This window comes from Enterobacter sp. NFIX58, assembly GCF_900110475.1.
GTDB classification, from domain to species: domain Bacteria; phylum Pseudomonadota; class Gammaproteobacteria; order Enterobacterales; family Enterobacteriaceae; genus Enterobacter; species Enterobacter quasiroggenkampii.
Genome location: NZ_FODW01000001.1, coordinates 669,285 through 688,828 on the forward strand (window position 1 = coordinate 669,285; position 19,544 = coordinate 688,828).

Below are 19,544 nucleotides of genomic sequence, written 5' to 3' on the forward strand. Positions count from 1 at the left end.
TTATTTTCAGACTTATTTTGCGCGACAATACGCGTCTTTTTTTAACTCAAATCGGGTAGTTTTGCGGCAGCGTTTTTCTCTATTCCAATAAGCGGCATTAAATTATCAACCGCGGAAGCATAATTAATTGCCGAACTCCAGCCATCATACTCAGCGATTATTTTCGCCGAGGTGGCCTGCCAGACATCCTGCTCAACGCTGAGCAGATCGTTAATGCTCCGCTTGCTAAGGGTGTACTCATTTTTATAGACATCACGGGCGCGCAGGGCATTTTCCAGCTGCTGTTTCCCGGCCTCCATTCTTCCCCGTGCACCGGTCCAGTCCGCCTGCGCGACGGAGGCTTTTTGCAGGACATCGAAACGCGCCTGATCGACCTGAGAGGAGGCCATGGCCCGTGCCCCTTCAGCCTGCCGCACGCGTGCAGAGACCGCGCCGCCCTGATAAAGCGGTGCGTCAATATTGAGCTGGATCTGGTCGTCCCAGTACGAACGGTTGTCCGACTCGTAACGGGTACGTCCGCCCTTCAGGCTTAGGGTCGGCCAGTGCTGGGACTTCGCCGTTTCCACGCCATACTGGGCTGAGCGCTCCATGTTTTGCGCGGCCATGACCGCCGGTATCAGCGAATAATCAATGCGGTTGAGCGAATCAGGCTCAACAGCGAGATTTGCGGGTACAGGCGAAAAGTTATCGGCCTGCATTCCGGTTAATACCGCGAGCCTTGCGCGGGCGCTGTTTAAGGCGGCGTGATACTGCGCGACCGTCGCCTGCATGCCGGCAATACGCGTGCGGGTCTGGAGCTCATCGGAGGTCGAGCTCACGCCCGCGTCGGCGCGCAGCTTTGCCAGCTGCTCAACATTTTTTAGCGCCTGAACGTTCTCCTTTGCCGCCTGCAGCAGATCGGCATAGCGTTTGACCTCGACATAGCTCAGCGCCGTTTTTTCCGCCACGTCAGAGAGTGTGCTCATCAGCTGGTAGCGATAGCTATCGCGCTGGGCGGAAGACTGGCTGATGCTGTTATTGGTCTTGCCAAAGTCATATATCAGCTGCGTCAGGCTCAGCCCCCACGCGGCTGAATTCTTCAGCGACCCGCTGGAATCGGTGGTCTGGCTATGGCCCGTGCTGCCGTTCAGCGATATTTGCGGCATCCAGCCGCTGCGCGCTTCATCTATTTGCGCCTGACCAATACCGAGTTGCGCGGCCTGCTGACTAATCGACGGATCGCGATCGATAGCAAAAAGAATACTTTCTTTTAAGGTTGTCGTGGCAACCGGGGCAATACCCACCTGACTACTATTGGCGTACGCCGTATTTATGGCTAATGAAATGAATGCCAGTGCTGCTGTAAATCGACGTAACATAGGCTTTCGCAATATCGTCATTTTTATCTCCCTGACTCTGAGTGACACTGAAGCAATTACCCAAAAAGAGGTACAGATAATTAGACAAATATCTTATTTCGCATCCTTGCCGAATTTTAGGTAAAACTCCCCATACCCATTTCCTCTGGAGATGAGATCTGCCTGCGTCTTATTTAAATTAAGAATTTACTTATTTCCTAAAGTGGTTAGCAGCATAACAAAATGCGTTATAAGCCACTACACCCCCAATGTTAATGTGGTGTTACAATTAAGAAAAAAGATGGGGTTTCTGGACAAAACTCTTAAAATGACCTTTCAGATGAAACATATAAACCGACTGTTATTTAAGGAAAATTCTTAATTCGTCACCTGCACATTTTTGCGTTAATTTCCGGGCGGGTCAGACACAAAGATTTTCAAAGAAGTGTCAATTTAAGTAGCTAAACCAGACAAATTAGAATTTAATGCCATTAATAAACTAATTAAAGCAATCAAAAGCCACACTAACAATATTTTTCAGAATAAAAACCCAGACAATAGGAATGCAGTAGTTACATAACCCAAATCGTTAAATAAAACATAACAATAACATTGTGGTTAACATTCAAAACGGCTTGCTTATACCTGTTTAATAAAATTTTAATAATCACGCATCTGAATCATTACCTAACTCCACGACATCAAAACCACGTTGCCCTTCTCTCTGCGTTAAAATGCTGTATTATGCAAACTATTGCGACATTTTGCAGGAACGCACACCGATGCACAAAACCGCACGACAACGCCACGTTCTGGATATCCTGAGCGAGCAAGGCCAGGCCAGCATCACCGAGCTGGCAGAAAAACTGCAGGTTTCAGCCGATACCATCCGTCGGGATCTGACCGACCTGGAAAACCAGGGGCTGGCGCAGAAGAACCACGGTGGGGCCATCGCGCTGAATCTTTCCGCCATGAATCGCCAGGGCCGCAATACGCTGCTGCCGGAAACCAAACAGCGCCTGGGAAAACAGGTCGCACAGCAGGTTCCTGCGGGTTCTACCCTGTTTCTGGATGCGGGCAGCACGGTGATGGCTGTCGCCTCCTTTCTTCGCGGGCCGCTCACCGTCATTACCACGTCGCTGGATATCGCCCAGCACTTTAGCGACCGGGAAGACGTTGAGCTGATCCTGCTCGGCGGGAAATGGGACCATAAGCAGCGCCTGTTTGCCGGAAGCGCCACCTTGTCCTTGCTGTCCCGCTATCGGGCAGATATTGCCATCCTCGGGGCGTGCGCCATTCATGCTGAACTCGGTTTGAGCGCCGGTAAAGAAGCGGATGCCGAGGTTAAACGCGCGATGCTGGACGCAAGCCATGCGCACTGGATTGTTGCCGACCACCTGAAAGTCAACCGCTGCGAACCGTATCTGGTTTCCGGGTTATCTAACATTCAACAACTCTTTTTAGATCGTCCCTGGCCTGAGCTTGGGGACCCTGGCGCATTGCAGGTCACGGTGTGCGCGAATTAACGTGGAGAAGTTCATGAGTACAGTTCGAACAATTAACATTGCGCTGATCGGGTATGGATTTGTGGGCAAAACTTTCCATGCCCCGTTAATCCAGTCTGTGGACGGGCTTAAGCTGGCAGTGGTCTCTTCTCGTGATGAAGAGAAGGTGAAACGCGATCTGCCGGACGTAGAGGTGATCGCCACCCCTGAAGAGGCTATTCAGCATCCTGATGTTGACCTGGTGGTGATTGCCTCCCCCAACGCCACGCACGCCCCGCTGGCGACGCTGGCCCTGAACGCAGGTAAACACGTGGTCGTGGATAAGCCTTTCACCCTCGACATGCAGGAAGCCCGCGACCTGATTGCGCTGGCGGAGGAAAAGCAGCTACTGCTTTCTGTCTTCCACAACCGCCGCTGGGACAGCGATTTCCTCGGCATTAAGCAGGTCATTGAGCAAGGCACGCTCGGCAAGGTTAAGCACCTGGAGTCGCATATCGACCGCTTCCGCCCGGAAGTGCGCGTGCGCTGGCGCGAGCAGAATGTCCCCGGGAGCGGCCTGTGGTTTGACCTGGGGCCTCATCTTATCGACCAAACGCTACAGCTCTTTGGTCTGCCGCAGTCGGTTCAGGGGAATATCGCGACGCTGCGCGACGGCGCAGAAATCAACGACTGGGCGCACGTGGTCTTAAACTATCCGGAACATAAGGTGATTCTGCACGCCAGCATGCTGGTGGCAGGCGGTACGGCGCGCTTTGCCGTCCACGGGGACAAGGGCAGCGTGTTGAAGGCCAGAATCGATCAGCAGGAAGCGCAGCTGCTCTCCGGGGTGATCCCGGGCAGTGAAGCCTGGGGCGAAGACAGCGACACTATGGTGTTCTTTGGCGCTGACGGCGCATCGCAGACGATCCCTACCCCGAAAGGCGATCAGCGCCAGTATTACATCAATGTGCGTGACGCGCTGCTTGGGAAAATCACCAATCCGGTCCACCCGGTTGAGGCACTGGCAGTCATGGCCGTGCTGGAAGCGGCGGTGAAGTCCTCGGAGACAGGGTCAACCCAGGCGCTGGCATTAACAGCTGCAGAGCGTGCTTTGCTGGGTTAAAAAACAAGCCGGGGTGACGCGTAGCGATCCCGGCCTACGATTCTGGAATTGCATTGTAGGCCGGGTAAGGCGTAGCCGCCACCCGGCAAGCGTTAATGACTACGAACGCTTTTTCGGCATCATGCGCAGAAGAGTATTATCTTTCCAGAAATAGTGATGCATCAGCGCCGCCGCCGCGTGCAGGCCAATCACAAAATAGCCCAGGTTTGCCAGCGTCTCGTGCCACGCCTTCAGCGTATCCACCAAGTCAAAATTGGACTCCGCCGCATGCGGCATCGCCAGGCCAAAGGCAAACCAGTCGCTGCCCCGGTTATACATCATCACAATGCCAATCAGCGGAAGCGCAATAAACAGCAGATACACCACCAAATGCCCCAGATGAGACATCCCCGTCACCATCGCTTTTGGCTTCGGCTGAATCGGCGGCGCGCGGAACTTCAGGCGAACCAGCAGACGCGTCACCATCAGCACCAGAATACCGATCCCGCATGAGACGTGGATCATATTGATCGCCGGACGCGCGGTGCGCGGGAAGAAACCTCTGAACTCCATCGCGCAGTAGGCGACGATGATTAACAGAAACACCAGCCAGTGGATGCCGATTTGCAGGCTTGTATATTTAGTGCGCATGTGATTTCTCGATTAAAAACAGTTACCGCGCCAACATAATCCCCTTTCCTTAAAAATTCATTAACTTTTCTGTATGGTTTTTCAAATACTTCCCCCCGCATGAAGCATCTTCAATTGCCGCCCTGCCCGTGATGGTCTAAGCCTGGATGAGTTCAAACTGTCGCATCGACACGTTTACAGGAGAACACCATGAGTAAAATTGGCATTAACGGCTTTGGACGCATCGGACGTCTTGTTCTGCGTCGCCTTCTTGAAACCCAGGACAGTAATACCGTCGTCGCCATCAACGACCTCACCTCCCCGAAAGTGCTGGCCTACCTGCTCAGGCATGATTCCAACTACGGTGGCTTCCCGTGGAGCGTGGATTTCACCGAGGATGCGCTGATCGTTGACGGTAAAACCATAGCGGTCTATGCCGAAAAAGAGGCAAAGCATATTCCGTGGAAAACCGCCGGTGTAGATATCGTCGTGGAGTGCACCGGTTTTTATACGTCTGAAGAAAAATCACGGGCGCATCTGGACGCGGGCGCGAAGAAGGTGCTGATCTCTGCGCCTGCGGGCGACATGAAAACCATCGTCTACAGCGTGAACGACGACACCATTGACGCCGGTGATACCATCATATCCGTCGCCTCCTGCACCACCAACTGCCTCGCCCCGCTGGCGAAAGCCCTGAACGACGCGTTTGAAATTAAGGTGGGCACCATGACCACCATTCACGCCTATACCGGTACCCAGGCGCTGGTGGATGGCCCGCGCGGGAAAGATCTTCGCGCCTCGCGGGCGGCGGCAGAGAATATCATTCCGCATACCACCGGCGCCGCCAAAGCCATTGGTCTGGTGATCCCTGCGCTCAGCGGCAAACTGAAAGGCCACGCGCAGCGCGTGCCGGTTAAAACGGGCTCCGTTACCGAACTGGTGGCCATTCTGGGCAAGAAAGTGACCGTTGAGGAGATCAACGCCGCGCTGAAAAAGGCGACGCAGGGCAATAAATCGTTCGGGTATACCGATGAAGAGATCGTGTCGTCAGATGTGATTGGTTCACATTATGGTTCAGTGTTTGACGCCACGCAGACGGAGGTGTCAGAAGCGGGAGACCTTCAGCTGGTGAAAGCCGTTGCCTGGTATGACAACGAGTATGGGTTTGTGACGCAACTGGTGCGGACGCTGGATAAGTTTGCGGCGCTGTGATTTCCCCCCCCTCACCCTAACCCTCTCCCCAAAGGGGCGAGGGGATTGTTCCGTGCCTAAATTATATTACGTGCACCCTTCAGGACAGGATCCTGCTGTAGCTGTTTCCACGCGGCAGTCACCGCCTCCGGAAAGGCAACGTGGGCGATAAAATCCCGCCCGGCCGGGCCATAGCCGTTGGCGTCATCATACAGGCGCGGCAGTTCCCCCATAACCAGTGAAAGGTAACGGTCAACGGGCCACAGGCCGGTGTTGCCCTCGCTGAATTCCACGCCCTCGTTTCCGTTTTGCAGTGTCGGCGTAAACCCCGGATGGCTGAGCCACTGCGGTGAAACGGGCTCATCCCGACAAACGCGGGCAAACGTCGCCATCGTGCGGCGCTGCATCGTCGGATCCTGCACCACCAGCACCCGCCCGTTCGTTCGATGACGCTGTTTCAGCAAGTTCCAGCTAAAACGCGCGTTTTCACCGCAGTTGGTGGAGCGATCCTCAACCCACAGCTGCGCCTCGGGGATCTGCCAGAACGCCCGCGCAATGTCGGCAAGAATGCTCGCTTCAGGCCGCCCCGTGACCGGTACGGTGTGGTAACACGGATGATTGCCAATCGCGGTATATAAAAAGCTAGTCGAATGCCCGATGCCGCCGCTAATCAGAAGCGGCACGTCTTGCTGAGAGGCCATCCGGCAGGCCGCGTCAATGGTTGGGATCACCGCGTTTCCTGCCAGAATCACCGCATCGACTTCCGGGAGCGGACGCGTCGCGCTCAGGTCATCCTGCGCCAGCCATTCACCGACAGTATTGATGGCCGCCAGCGTGGCATTCGCCAGAACGGGAAAATGGGGCTGAACCATGGTGAACTCCTCACGTTGTTGAAGCACCGAATTTATCATTTTTCTGAAATAACCAGAAACATCCAAAAATCATCGGGTTGCACCTGCCTATTATGCTTTTGATTTCCAGCCTTACAAAACATTGTATTGTACAGGCGTCATGAAAAAGCACCCAGCGCTGCTTATTTCACCGTGATCTGACCAGTTTTATCCCCCCTGCGCTTGCCAAACGCAACATCCAACCCTAAGTTGCTTAACAATTTCACAACCTTTTTCATCATCACAGGTTGCACCTGAAGCGCGCCAGGTGACACCTCTCTCATCATCAACGTGGCGGGGTTTCAGGTCATGACAGAACATGAAAGTACGACGACGGTGTTACGTAAAAATAAAAAGGTGTTAATCGCCAGCCTTACCGGGAGCGCCATTGAATGGTTTGACTATTTTCTCTACGGTACGGCGGCCGCGCTGGTATTCAATAAGATCTTTTTCCCGATGGTCGATCCGGTGATCGGACTCATTCTCTCTTATCTCTCTTTCTCATTAACCTTCTTTATTCGCCCCATTGGCGGGGTACTTTTCGCTCACATTGGCGACCGCATCGGACGTAAAAAAACCCTCGTGCTGACTCTCTCTTTGATGGGAGGTGCAACCGTCATGATTGGCCTGCTGCCCACGTATGAGATGATTGGCCTGTGGGCGCCCGCTCTGCTGATCCTGATGCGTATCATTCAGGGGATGGGCATCGGTGGTGAATGGGGCGGCGCGCTGCTGCTGGCCTACGAATACGCGCCCGAAAAACGTAAAGGCTTCTTCGGCAGTATTCCGCAGGCGGGCGTGACCATCGGTATGCTGATGGCAACCTTTATCGTTTCGCTGATGACCCTGTTCAGCGAGGCGGATTTCCTCTCCTGGGGCTGGCGCATCCCGTTCCTGCTGAGCTCGGTTCTGGTGTTGCTCGGCCTGTGGATCCGCAAAGATATTGATGAAACGCCCGATTTTAAGCGAGTCAAAGCGTCCGGTCAGGTGGCTAAGGCCCCGCTGCGCGATACGCTGAAGCATCACTGGCGCGAAGTGCTGATTGCCGCCGGTCTGAAGGTGGTTGAAACCGCCCCCTTCTACATCTTCTCGACCTTCGTGGTGAGCTATGCCACCAGCACGCTGACGTATCAGAAATCGCAGGCGCTGGAAGCCGTGACGCTGGGCGCGCTGGTGGCGACCATTATGATCCCGTTGATGGGGCTGCTCTCCGATAAGGTAGGTCGCCAGCGCATGTACGCGATCAGCGTCTTCGTGCTGGGCCTGTTTATCGTACCGTGGTTTATGCTGCTCAATACCGGCACCACATGGGGTATCGTGCTCGCGACGGTCATCGCCTTTGGCGTGTTGTGGGCCCCTGTCACCGCGGTACTCGGCACGCTGTGCTCTGAAATCTTTAGTGCAAACGTGCGCTACACCGGCATTACGCTCGGCTATCAATTGGGTGCCGCGCTGGCTGGCGGTACCGCGCCGCTGATTGCGACCGGACTGCTGGCAAAATACGACGGCGACTGGGTGCCGGTGGCCTGGTATCTTGCCGTCACGGTGACCATTTCTTTAATCGCGATTTTCTGCGCCAGCCGCGTTAAGCGCGCCACTCTCATCCAGGCGCAGCCCGAACGTCTCTGACCCTTCCCGGCCCGTCCTGCGGGCCGCTCTTTTTCCTTAAATTTCCCTTCACCATTTGATTAACATGCGTAAATCATATTCACTTGAATTATCATTTGCGGCAGACGTAGAATCGCTAGCCCGCTAATTATTCAATCATTTCTAAGGTAAACGACGTTATGCGCCTGCCCGAACGCGACCCTTATGCTCCTCGCGAGTGGCAGCCACATGAGAAACCCGCCCTGCTGGGTTCGCCCTCCACGCCCGAACACAGTACGCCAAAACGCATTGCCTACGGCGTCGTGGGCCTGCTGGTCTGCCTGACGGGGGCGCTGGGGAATGCGGTGGTGACCGCCAACCTGCAAAATTTGCAGGGGACTTTCGGGGCCTGGTCCACCGAAATCGCCTGGCTGCCCGCGGTCTATGTGATGACCAACATCTCCATCAACCTGCTGCTGGTGAAATTCCGCCAGCAGTACGGTTTGCGCGCCTTTACGGAAGGTTTTCTGGTGCTGTACGTGCTGGTCACCTTCTTCCATCTTTTCGTAAACGATCTCAGCTCGGCGCTGATGGTGCGCGCCGCGCACGGCATGGTGGCCGCCGCGCTCAGCTCCCTGGGGATTTACTATCAAATCCAGGCCTGGCCTGCGAAGCACCGCCTGAAGGCGCTGACCATCGGCATCACCGGATCGTCACTCGCCATTCCGCTGGCCCGCCTGTTTTCGACCGAGCTGCTGCAGCTGGACGAGTGGCGCGGGCTCTATTTCTTCGAGCTGGGGCTGGCGCTGATCTCCCTGGCCTGCGTGATAGCCTTAAAACTGCCGCCGGGCGACCGGCGCAAGGTCTTCGAGAAAAAAGACTTTATCACCTTCTTTTTAATGGCCCCCGGGATGGCCCTGCTCTGCGCGGTCCTCTCTCTAGGCCGCCTTGACTGGTGGTTCGAAGCGCCGTGGATCGGCTGGTCGCTGGCGCTATCGCTGGTGCTGATTGTCGCAGCCATCGTCTTTGAACATAACCGCAGCAACCCGCTGCTGAACACCCGCTGGCTGTCGAGCGGCAGCATCGTCCGCCTGGGGCTAATTATGCTGCTGATCCGAATCGTGCTGGCCGAGCAGAACACCGGCGTCATCGGCTGGCTGCAGTACGTGGGCTTACAGAACGAGCAGATGACGCACCTGGCGTGGTCTATTTTCGCCGGGATCGTCTGCGGGATTGTCACCAGCTGTCTCACCATCAAGCCGACGAAACTGGCGTGGCCAATCATCACGTCTCTGGCGCTGATGATTGTTGCCTCGCTGCTGGACAGCCAGTCTAACAACCTGACCCGTCCGGATCAGCTGATGGTAAGCCAGTTCCTGCTGGGCTTCGGCAGCGCCTTCTTCCTGGCGCCCGCTATGCTGGCCGCCATTGGCGGGGTGATCGCCGACCCGCGTAACCTGGTCAGCTTCTCGGTGATGTTTGGCATGAGCCAGAACCTCGGTGGCCTGCTGGGCTCCGCGATCCTCGGCACCTTCCAGACCTGGCGCGAGAAATACCACTCCAGCCTGCTGGCGGACCAGCTCACCACGCTCAACCCGCTGGTCAACGAGCGAATTCAGCTTTATACCCAAATGTACAAAAGCCTGATTGGCGACAGCGCGCTGCTGGGCACCCAGGCGATAACGCAACTGCAAACGGTGACCGCGCTGGAGGCGAATATTCTGGCTTATAACGATACTTATCTGCTGACGGCGAGCATCGCTGCCGCCACGCTGGTCTGGATTTTATGGCGCTTGCTGCGCCTGCGCATCACTGCCCGTCTGGCGCTGAAGAACGCCACCGGCAACAAATAATATAAAGAGTTCTGGAGAGTTTATGAGTCAGCAGGATGCCGCCAAAGAGCAGGCCAACACCCGCAAAAATGTGCGCATTGTTTCCGTTTTCACCGCCGCAGCCATCGGTATCGTCGGCGTACTGGTGATCCTTTATGCGTGGCAACTGCCGCCGTTCACCCGTCACGCGCAGTTTACCGATAACGCCTACGTGCGCGGCCAGACGACGTTTATCAGCCCGCAGGTGAACGGCTATATCACCGAGGTGAAGGTTCAGGACTTTGTGCAGGTCAAAAAAGGTGACCTGCTGCTGCAGATTGATGACCGTATCTACCGTCAGCGCGTGCACCAGGCCGAAGCGCAGCTGGCGATGAAAATTGCCGCCCTGAATAACAACCTGCAGCAGCGTAAAAGCGCCGAAGCAACGATCGCAAAAAATGACGCGGCGCTGAAAAATGCCCGTGCCCAGAGCCTGAAAAGCCAGGCGGATTTAAAGCGGGTGAAAGAGCTGACGTCTGACGGCTCGCTTTCCATTCGCGAGCGCGACGCGGCGCTGGCCAGTGCCGCTCAGGGCAGTGCCGACATCGACCAGGCGAAAGCTGCCCTTGAGATGTCGCGTCAGGATCTGCAGACGGTGATTGTCAATCGCGGTGCGCTGGAGGCGGATGTTGAAAACGCCAAAGCCGCTCTGGAGCTGGCACAGATTGACCTGCAAAACACCCGCATTGTGGCACCGCGTGACGGTCAGCTCGGCCAGATCGCCGTGCGCCTCGGGGCCTACGTGACCGCCGGGACGCACCTCACCACCCTGGTGCCGCCGCAGCACTGGGTCATTGCCAATATTAAAGAGACCCAGCTCGCGGAGCTGCGCGTCGGTCAGCCGGTGAAATTCACCGTTGATGCCCTGAACAACAAAGCGTATCAGGGCCGCGTGGAGAGCATCTCCCCGGCAACCGGCGTGGAGTTCAGCGCCATCACGCCGGACAACGCCACCGGCAACTTTGTCAAAATAGCCCAGCGTATTCCGGTGCGCATTGAGGTGCTCGGTAAGCCAGAAGATTCCGCGCTGCTGCGTCCGGGTATGTCGGTACAGGTGACCATTGATACACGGGAGGCGAAGTAATGATCCTTCGCCCGATAGCCGCGCTGGTGGCGGCGGTCATGCTGGCCGGATGCCAGTCCGTTGACGTCAAGCCGGCGCAGCCGACGCTGCACATCCCCACCCAATGGCGCACCGTCTCCGGCCCTGCCAGCCCGACGGAGCAGCTCTGGTGGCGCAATTTCCATGACAACCACCTGAACCGCTATGTGGATCAGGCGCTACAGCATAACAGCGACGTGCTGATCGCCCGCGAACGGATAAACGAGTATCAGGCGCGGGTCTTCGCGGCCGACGGCAGCCTGTTTCCTTCGCTTGATGCAGGCGTAACCGGGACGCGCGCCCGTTCACAATCCGCTGCGACCGGGCTGCCGGTTTACGGCACATTGTACAAAGGGAGCCTGACGGCAAGCTATGACGTGGATATCTGGGGCGTCAACCGCAGCACCTCGCACGCTGCCGAAGCCTCGCTGGAGGCGCAAAAAGCCGCGGCCGCGGCCGCGGATTTGACCGTCGCCTCGTCTGTGGCATCCGGGTATGTCACCCTGCTCTCGCTTGACGAGCAGCTGCGGGTGACCGAATCCACGCTGAAATCGCGCGAGGAGGCATTTAACCTCGCGAAACGTCAGTTTGAGACGGGCTACAGCTCGCGTCTGGAGCTGATGCAGTCAGATTCCGAACTGCGCTCCACGCGGGCGCAGATGCCCGTGCTGCAGCACCAGATTGCACAGCAGGAGAATGCCCTGAGCCTGCTGCTGGGAAGCAACCCCGGCGACGTGACGCGCAGCGAAAGCTTCGCGGCACTGACGCCGCTGACGCTGCCGTCGCAGCTGCCTTCTGCGCTCCTGAACCGCCGCCCGGATATCGTCCAGGCCGAACGCCAGCTGGTGGCGGCTGACGCCTCGCTCGCGGCGTCGCGCGCCAGCCTGCTGCCGTCGATCAACCTTACCGCCACCGGATCGGTTCAGGATCGCACCCTATCCGGCCTGCTGGACAACCCGCTTCAGCTCTGGAGCGTCGGGGGCAGTATTCTCGCCCCGCTGCTGAACCGTCAGGCGCTGAATGCGCAGGTAGACATTTCGCAGTCCCAGCGTAACCAGGCGCTGTACGCCTATGAAAAAACCGTGCGTAACGCGTTTGCCGAAATAAACAACAGCCTTGATGCGATAAGTCGCTATCAGGAACAGCTGACGGAGCTGCTTGCCCAGCAGGATGTGGCGCAGGAGACGCTGCGCATTGCGCAGAATCGCTATCGCAACGGTTATTCCTCCTATCTTGACGTGCTGGACGCGCAGCGCACGCTGTTCTCGGTCCAGACCAGCGTCGTGCAGGTGAAAAATAACCTGCTGCTGGCGCAGATTGATTTGTATAAAGCGCTGGGCGGCGGCTGGGTCAGTGCCTGAAACATTTCACCCCGTAGGCCGGGTAAGGCGTAGCCGCCACCCGGCAATCCCTCCCAAGGAGTCACTCTATGCAACAACAGTGGTCTGCAGTTGATAATTTCATGATTTCTTCGCTTATTCCTGACGATGACGTACTGAGCCAGGTTCTGGAAAACAACAAGCGCGCCGGGCTACCCGAACACGATGTCGCCGCCAATCAGGGGCAGCTGCTGGCACTGTTCGTGCGCATGACGCAGGCAAGACGCATTCTTGAGATTGGGACGCTGGGTGCCTACAGCTCAATCTGGATGGCGCGTGCGCTGCCGCCGGACGGTAAGCTGATTACGCTTGAGGCCGATCCGACGCATGCCGGGGTTGCCCGCCAGAATATTCACCTCGCGGGGCTAGACGAACGTATTGAATTAATTGAAGGCCCGGCCCTGAGCTCGCTGGAGAATTTCGGTGAGGTTCCGCCTTTCGACCTGATCTTTATTGATGCCGATAAGCCAAACAATCCCGGCTATCTGGAATGGGCGCTGCACTACTCCCGCCCCGGCACGGTAATTATCGGCGATAACGTGGTGCGTGACGGCGAGGTAATCAACGGGGAAAGCGACGATGCGCGCGTGCTGGGCGTGCGGCGTTTTATTGAGATGATGGGGGATAACCCGCGCTTAACCGCCACCGCGCTGCAAACGGTGGGGATTAAGGGTTGGGATGGGTTTACGCTGGCGATTGTAGAACGATAACCAGCCGGGTGGCGGCTACGCCTTACCCGGCCTACCCGTTCTCCCGTAGGCCCGGTAAGCGCAGCGACACCGGGCAAGGGTTTAACCGGAAATCTGCTCCATCGCCTGCAGGATACGCTTATCCGAAATCGGATACGGCGTACCGAGCTGCTGGGCAAAGAAGCTGACGCGCAGCTCCTCGATCATCCAGCGGATCGCCTGCACGTCTTCATCGTCGCGGCGCGCTGGCGGCAGCTTGTTCAGCCACTGCTGCCACGCCTGCTGCACGCTCTCCACTTTCAGCATCTGCGCACGGTCGCGGTGCGGGTCGATAGCCATTTTCTCCAGCCGTTTTTCAATCGCCTGCAGATAGCGCAGCGTATCGCCAAGACGGTTGAAGCCGTTGCCGGTAACAAAGCCGCGGTAGACCAGTCCCGCCATCTGCGCCTTCACGTCCGACAGCCCCAGCGCCATGCTCATATCCACGCGCCCTTTCAGACGCTTGTTGATATTGAACACGGTGGTGAGGATCTGCTCGACCTGTTTGGCAATCTCCACCACGGTGTCGTTCAGCTCCGCACGCACCTTCTCGTGAAGCTGAGCAAAGCCCTCTTCCGTCCAGACCGGGCCGCCCGCCTCGTGGATCAGTTTGTCCACGCCACAGGAGATGCAGTCGTCAATCAGATCCAGCACCTTGCCGTACGGGTTAAAGTAGAGCCCCAGCTTGGCCTTGTTCGGCAGCTTCTCGTGCAGATACTTGATCGGCGACGGGATGTTGAGCAGCAGCAGGCGACGCAGCCCGCGCCACATCATCTGCTGCTGTTCCTGCGGGTTATCAAACAGTTTGATCGCCACGCTGTCGCGCTCGTCCACCAGCGCAGGCCAGGCTTTCACCTTATAGTTGCCGCGCTTCTGCTCGTAGCTTTCCGGAAGCTGGCCAAAGCTCCAGATGTGCAGCCCGCTCTGCTCGATGCCGTCGTCGGCCACCGCAGACAGCGTCTCCTGGACTTTGCCTTTCAGCGCCTCTTTCAGCTCGCTCAGGGAACGCCCTTCCAGCAGCTTTTTGTTTTTATCGTCCACCACGCGGAAGCTGATTTTCAGGTGATCGGGCACCTGATCCCAGTTCCAGTCGTCGCGGTCGATGGTCGTTCCGGTCATGCGGCGGAACTCACGCTCCAGCGCGTCCAGCAGCGGCAGCTCCAGCGGCGTGACGCGGCCCAAAAACGCTTCCGCGTAGTTTGGCGCAGGCACAAAGTTGCGGCGAACCGGTTTTGGCAGGGATTTGATCAGCGCAATCACCAGCTCGCGGCGCAGGCCGGGGATTTGCCACTCGAACCCGCTCTCGTCAACCTGGTTTAACAGCGGCAGCGGAATGTGGACGGTCACGCCGTCCGCGTCTGCCCCCGGCTCAAACTGATAGGTCAGACGCAGCTTGAGGTTGCCCTGATGCCAGAAGTTCGGGTAGTCGAGTTTGCTGACCGACTCCGCGCCCTCTTTAATCAGCATGCTCTTTTCAAAGTTGAGCAGGTCCGGCGTCTCTTTGCTGGCCTTCTTCCACCAGCTGTCGAAATGGCGAGCGGAGATGACGTCGTGGCTGATGCGCTGGTCATAAAACTCGAACAGCGCTTCATCATCCACCAGAATGTCGCGGCGGCGCGATTTATGCTCCAGCTCTTCCACTTCAGCACGCAGCTTCAGGTTTTCACGGAAGAAGGCGTGGCGCGTCTGCCAGTCGCCCTCCACCAGCGCGTGGCGGATAAACAGCTCGCGGCACAGGGCCGGATCGATCTGACTGTAGTTGACCTTACGCGCGGCGACCACCGGCAGGCCGTAAACGGTCACTTTTTCGGTCGCCATCACCGCGCCCTGCGCGCGCTCCCAGTGCGGTTCACTGTACGAGCGCTTAAGCAGATGCTGCGCCACCGGCTCCACCCATTCCGGATCGATACGTGCGGCAATGCGTCCCCACAGGCGGCTGGTTTCCACCAGCTCCGCGACCATGGTCCACTTTGGCGGCTTCTTGAACAGGCCGGAACCGGGGAAGATAGAGAAACGCGCATTGCGTGCGCCGGTATACTCCTGCTTCTCGGCGTCCTTCATCCCAATGTGGGACAGCAGGCCGGTCAGCAGCGCGATATGGATTTCGCGGTACTCCGCTGGTTCGCTGTTGACCGGAATACCCAGCTCTTTCACCACCTGGCGCAGCTGGGTGTAGATATCCTGCCACTCGCGCACGCGCAGGTAGTTGAGGAAATCTACGCGGCACTGACGGCGGAACTGATTCGAGGAGAGCGCTTTCTGCTGCTCGCCGAGGTAGTTCCACAGGTTCACAAAGGCGAGGAAATCGGACTCTTTATCGTGGAAGCGGCGGTGCTTTTCGTCCGACGCCTGCTGTTTGTCCATAGGACGCTCGCGCGGATCCTGAATGGAGAGTGCCGAGGTAATGATCATCGCCTCGCGCACGCAGCCGTGCTTTTGCGCTTCCAGCACCATGCGTGCCAGACGCGGGTCGACCGGCAACTGGCTGAGCTGGCGACCCAGCGGCGTCAGTTTGTAGACCGTCGCCTGCTCGTCGGTGGTGATCGCCCCGAGCTCTTCCAGCAGACGCACGCCGTCCTGGATATTGCGTTTGTCCGGCGCTTCGACGAACGGAAACGCCGCGATGTCGCCCAGCCCCAGGGCGGTCATCTGCAGGATAACGGACGCCAGGTTGGTGCGCAGAATTTCCGGGTCGGTAAATTCCGGACGCGACAGGAAATCGTCTTCGGAATAGAGACGAATACAGATCCCTTCCGACACGCGGCCACAGCGGCCCTTACGCTGGTTAGCAGACGCCTGCGAAACGGGCTCAATCGGCAGCCGCTGAACCTTGGTACGGTAGCTGTAGCGGCTGATGCGCGCCGTACCCGGATCGATCACGTATTTAATGCCCGGCACGGTGAGCGAGGTTTCCGCCACGTTGGTCGCCAGGACGATGCGGCGTCCGCTGTGCGGCTGGAAGACGCGGTTCTGTTCGCTGTTGGACAGGCGGGCATACAGCGGCAGGATCTCGGTGTGGCGCAGGTCGCGCTTGTTGAGCGCATCGGCGGTATCGCGGATTTCGCGTTCGCCGCTCATGAAGATCAGAATGTCGCCTGCGCTTTCGTTACCCAGCTCGTCAACGGCATCGAAGATGGCCTGCAGCTGGTCGCGCTCGGTATCATCCGCCTCTTCCACAATCGGGCGATAGCGCACTTCCACGGGATACGTGCGACCTGACACCTCGATAATCGGCGCATTGTTGAAGTGCTTCGAGAAGCGCTCCGGATCGATGGTCGCGGAGGTGATGATCACTTTCAGATCCGGGCGACGCGGCAGCAGCTCTTTCAGGTAGCCGAGCAGGAAGTCGATGTTCAGGCTGCGCTCGTGCGCTTCGTCAATGATGATGGTGTCATACTGCATCAGCAGACGATCCTGCTGGATTTCCGCCAGCAGAATACCGTCGGTCATCAGTTTGACCATGGTGTTTTCGCTAACATGATCGCTGAAACGGACCTTGTAGCCGATGCAGCCGCCCGGCTCCGTCTGCAGCTCTTCGGCAATACGGTTGGCAACGGTGCGCGCCGCCAGACGACGCGGCTGGGTGTGGCCAATCAGGCCTTTGATCCCGCGGCCCAGCTCCATACAGATTTTCGGCAGCTGGGTGGTTTTCCCCGAACCGGTTTCACCCGCGACAATCACCACCTGGTGGTCGCGGACGGCCTCAAGAATGTCCTGTTTCTTCTGGCTGACGGGCAGGTTTTCCGGGTAGGTAATCGCCGGGCGCGCAGCTTCGCGCAGCACAACCTTCCCTGCTGCCTGTTCAATCTCTTTCGCCATCTCCTGGTAAATGGCCTGTTGTGCATCAGGATTTTTAACCTTCTTGACGCCGTGCAGACGGCGGGCGAAGCGCTGTTTGTCGCGCAGCGTCAGAGAATCGAGCTGTTGCAGGAGCATCGGGAAGGTGAATTTTTGTTGTTCTGTCATAGCGTTAAAGGGCAGTACACGCCCTGATAAACTCTCTTTTTAATGATTGCTATAGAGTACCACACTGACGCCTTTCGCGCCTTATTCAAAAAATTCGAACATAGGCTTCGATATATTGCGCTATCTCTGTGGCAGGATTGTGAATAGAGTGTCAACAAGCAACGGGGCAACCCCCTTCAATCAAATGCAACAACAGGAATCACCCATGAGCAAAGTATTAGTTTTGAAATCCAGTATTCTGGCAGGGTACTCTCAGTCTGGTCAGCTGTCTGATTACTTCGTTGAACAGTGGCGTGAACAGCATTCTGCTGACGAAATCACCGTGCGTGACCTGGCTGCAAACCCAATTCCTGTGCTGGATGGCGAGCTGGTTGGCGCGCTGCGCCCAAGCGATGCACCGCTGAGCCCGCGTCAGCAGGAAGCGCTGGCCCTGTCCGACGAGCTGATTGCTGAGCTGCAGGCACATGACGTTATCGTCATCAACGCCCCAATGTACAACTTCAACATCCCAACCCAGCTGAAGAACTACTTCGACCTGGTGGCGCGCGCTGGCGTAACCTTCCGTTACACCGAGAACGGCCCGGAAGGTCTGGTGAAAGGCAAGCGTGCGATCGTACTGACCAGCCGTGGCGGTATCCATAAAGACACCCCAACCGACCTGGTTGCGCCGTACCTGAGCCTGTTCCTGGGCTTCATCGGCATCACTGACGTGAACTTCGTGTTCGCGGAAGGTATCGCTTACGGTCCTGAAGTGGCGACCAAAGCGCAGACCGACGCGAAAGCCGCCATCGACAGCCTGGTTGCAGCGTAAGACTTCACCCTCTCACCGCCCGGTGGGAGGGTTTTTCTTTTCCCCGCATTTCGTTATCATCCGCTCCCACTCTCCAGCCGGGCGGCCTGATGTCTGCGATTATTGATTCTTTTATTGCCCCACAGTGTCACGATGACATTCAGATCCTCTGGCAGGATGAACATCTGCTGCTGATCGACAAGCCTTCCGGCCTGCTCAGCCTCTCGGGCAAAAATCCGCAAAACCTTGATTCCGTCCATTATCGTCTGGTTCAGACGTTCCCGGGCTGCACGCTGGTGCACCGTCTGGATTTTGGTACGTCCGGGCTGATGGTGGTTGCGCGTAATAAGGCCATCAACGCGGCACTGTGCCAGCAGTTTAGCCAGCGCAACGTGGAGAAAGTCTACTGCGCCCTGCTTTGCGGCCACGTGGAAAATGATGAAGGGGTTATTGATGCGCCGATTGCCAAAGACCCGGCGCTGTTCCCGCTGATGTCGATCTGCGCCATTACCGGTAAACCCGCCCGCTCCCGCTACCAGGTTGTGGAACGGTTTTATCAGGGGGCGGGATTACCGTTAACGCGGGTGAAACTGATCCCGGAGACCGGGCGAACCCATCAGCTGCGTATTCACTGCCAGCAGCTGGGACACCCGATTCTGGGCTGCGATCTGTATGGCGGTCTTGACGTGCCGGGTGCTGAGGAAACGCCCCGGTTGATGCTGCATGCCTGCGAGCTGAATTTTATTCATCCCGTGAGCGGCGAGCCGGTTAACGCCCGTCACGCCGCCCCGTTCTGAACGCGGTTTACCACATCAAATCGTCAGGGATTTTGAAGTCCGCGTACGGATCGTCTTCGTCCTGCTCTTCCTGGCTGAGCGCGCTGTTTAACACGATGCTGTCGGCATCGCGCTGGGCAATTTTATCGGCCACCACTGCCGGAATGATCGCGTAGTCGCAGTCACCGTTAGCATTGAGCACCAGGCGCGCAATCGCCAGACGGCCGTTGATCAGCTGGGTCTGCGTTTGCTTATCGACTTCAATCTTTTTAATCAGCGTACCGTCGGTAAAGTTAAAGGTGATGTTGCCTTTCGCCACGGTGATGCGGTTCATCTCAATCAGCTGCTTCACCTGCGCCTTAAACTCTTTCGCCAGCACGGCCTGCTTCTGCTGCTCGCTCAGCAGCTTATCACGCTCGATCTGCGCCTTCTTGTTCTCTTCTACCGCTTCCCGAGCCTCACGCGCCTGAACGCGTGATTTCTTTGCCGTACGCTGCACTTTCGCCGCTTTCTTGCTGCTGACGAGGCCCGCTTTCAGCATCTGCTCTTGTAAGGTGAGTTTTGTCATGATTGTTTCTAAACCGGTTGGAAATTTTGGGAATTATAGCGGGAATTGCGGAGCGTGTGCCAGAGATGTAGGCATGGCGTTTTGCTGCCGGAGTCTGGTTCATTCTTCATGCAACTTCTACGAATGGTAATGCGTGAATAGTG

Annotated in this window: 15 protein-coding genes; 10 read left to right on the forward strand and 5 right to left on the reverse strand. The window is 57.2% G+C overall.

What is annotated here, in order from left to right; genetic code table 11:
• Positions 1 to 41 precede the first annotated feature (41 nt).
• A complete protein-coding gene (locus BMW97_RS03190) occupies positions 42 to 1,379 on the reverse strand; it encodes a TolC family outer membrane protein (RefSeq protein WP_045910489.1) in 1,338 nt (445 codons plus the stop codon).
• Between the two features lie 740 nt (positions 1,380 to 2,119).
• Between BMW97_RS03190 and BMW97_RS03195 the strand changes: the two genes are divergently transcribed.
• A complete protein-coding gene (locus tag BMW97_RS03195; protein WP_023618764.1) occupies positions 2,120 to 2,863 on the forward strand; it encodes a DeoR/GlpR family DNA-binding transcription regulator in 744 nt (247 codons plus the stop codon).
• 13 nt (positions 2,864 to 2,876) lie between these two features.
• Positions 2,877 to 3,944 carry an oxidoreductase gene (locus BMW97_RS03200; RefSeq protein ID WP_045910488.1) on the forward strand — a complete coding sequence of 356 codons (1,068 nt, stop codon included), beginning with the start codon at positions 2,877 to 2,879 and terminating at the stop codon, positions 3,942 to 3,944.
• Between the two features lie 99 nt (positions 3,945 to 4,043).
• Here the strand turns inward: BMW97_RS03200 and cybB are convergent, their stop codons facing one another.
• Positions 4,044 to 4,574, reverse strand: a complete 531-nt coding sequence (gene cybB / locus BMW97_RS03205; protein WP_045910487.1) for a cytochrome b561 — start codon at positions 4,572 to 4,574, stop codon at positions 4,044 to 4,046.
• 189 nt (positions 4,575 to 4,763) lie between these two features.
• Here cybB and gap point away from each other — a divergent pair, with 189 nt between their 5' ends.
• Positions 4,764 to 5,765 carry a type I glyceraldehyde-3-phosphate dehydrogenase gene (gene gap, locus BMW97_RS03210; RefSeq protein ID WP_024908382.1) on the forward strand — a complete coding sequence of 334 codons (1,002 nt, stop codon included), beginning with the start codon at positions 4,764 to 4,766 and terminating at the stop codon, positions 5,763 to 5,765.
• A gap of 56 nt (positions 5,766 to 5,821) precedes the next feature.
• On the opposite strand, the gene BMW97_RS03215 is transcribed toward gap, so the two are convergent.
• Complete coding sequence (locus tag BMW97_RS03215) at positions 5,822 to 6,616, reverse strand: YdcF family protein (protein WP_045910486.1); 795 nt, start codon at positions 6,614 to 6,616, stop codon at positions 5,822 to 5,824.
• Between the two features lie 327 nt (positions 6,617 to 6,943).
• Between BMW97_RS03215 and BMW97_RS03220 the strand changes: the two genes are divergently transcribed.
• The 5 genes from BMW97_RS03220 (at position 6,944) to BMW97_RS03240 (ending at position 13,283) form a co-directional block, all read left to right on the forward strand.
• Positions 6,944 to 8,263, forward strand: coding sequence for an MFS transporter (locus BMW97_RS03220; protein ID WP_045910625.1), 1,320 nt, complete (start codon positions 6,944 to 6,946; stop codon positions 8,261 to 8,263).
• Positions 8,264 to 8,421: 158 nt separating this feature from the next.
• Positions 8,422 to 10,074, forward strand: coding sequence for an MFS transporter (locus BMW97_RS03225; protein ID WP_045910485.1), 1,653 nt, complete (start codon positions 8,422 to 8,424; stop codon positions 10,072 to 10,074).
• A 22-nt stretch (positions 10,075 to 10,096) separates the two neighbouring features.
• On the forward strand, positions 10,097 to 11,176 hold the full coding sequence (locus BMW97_RS03230; RefSeq protein WP_048223106.1) for an HlyD family secretion protein: 1,080 nt from the start codon (positions 10,097 to 10,099) through the stop codon (positions 11,174 to 11,176).
• Positions 11,176 to 12,555: an efflux transporter outer membrane subunit gene (locus BMW97_RS03235; protein WP_090392529.1), complete on the forward strand. Its 1,380-nt coding sequence runs from the start codon at positions 11,176 to 11,178 to the stop codon at positions 12,553 to 12,555. Before BMW97_RS03230 ends, BMW97_RS03235 begins: the two co-directional genes overlap by 1 nt.
• A gap of 68 nt (positions 12,556 to 12,623) precedes the next feature.
• A complete protein-coding gene (locus tag BMW97_RS03240; RefSeq protein WP_045910482.1) occupies positions 12,624 to 13,283 on the forward strand; it encodes an O-methyltransferase in 660 nt (219 codons plus the stop codon).
• A gap of 81 nt (positions 13,284 to 13,364) precedes the next feature.
• Here BMW97_RS03240 and hrpA read toward each other — a convergent pair whose 3' ends face one another.
• Complete coding sequence (hrpA, locus tag BMW97_RS03245; protein WP_045910481.1) at positions 13,365 to 17,267, reverse strand: ATP-dependent RNA helicase HrpA; 3,903 nt, start codon at positions 17,265 to 17,267, stop codon at positions 13,365 to 13,367.
• Between the two features lie 205 nt (positions 17,268 to 17,472).
• Here hrpA and azoR point away from each other — a divergent pair, with 205 nt between their 5' ends.
• Positions 17,473 to 18,078: an FMN-dependent NADH-azoreductase gene (azoR, locus tag BMW97_RS03250; RefSeq protein ID WP_008502313.1), complete on the forward strand. Its 606-nt coding sequence runs from the start codon at positions 17,473 to 17,475 to the stop codon at positions 18,076 to 18,078.
• Positions 18,079 to 18,167: 89 nt separating this feature from the next.
• Positions 18,168 to 18,854 (forward strand): RluA family pseudouridine synthase, encoded by a 687-nt coding sequence (locus BMW97_RS03255; protein WP_045910480.1) that lies wholly within the window; start codon positions 18,168 to 18,170, stop codon positions 18,852 to 18,854.
• Between the two features lie 7 nt (positions 18,855 to 18,861).
• On the opposite strand, the gene BMW97_RS03260 is transcribed toward BMW97_RS03255, so the two are convergent.
• Positions 18,862 to 19,401, reverse strand: coding sequence for a DUF2058 domain-containing protein (locus tag BMW97_RS03260; protein WP_008502315.1), 540 nt, complete (start codon positions 19,399 to 19,401; stop codon positions 18,862 to 18,864).
• Between the last annotated feature and the right edge of the window lie 143 nt (positions 19,402 to 19,544).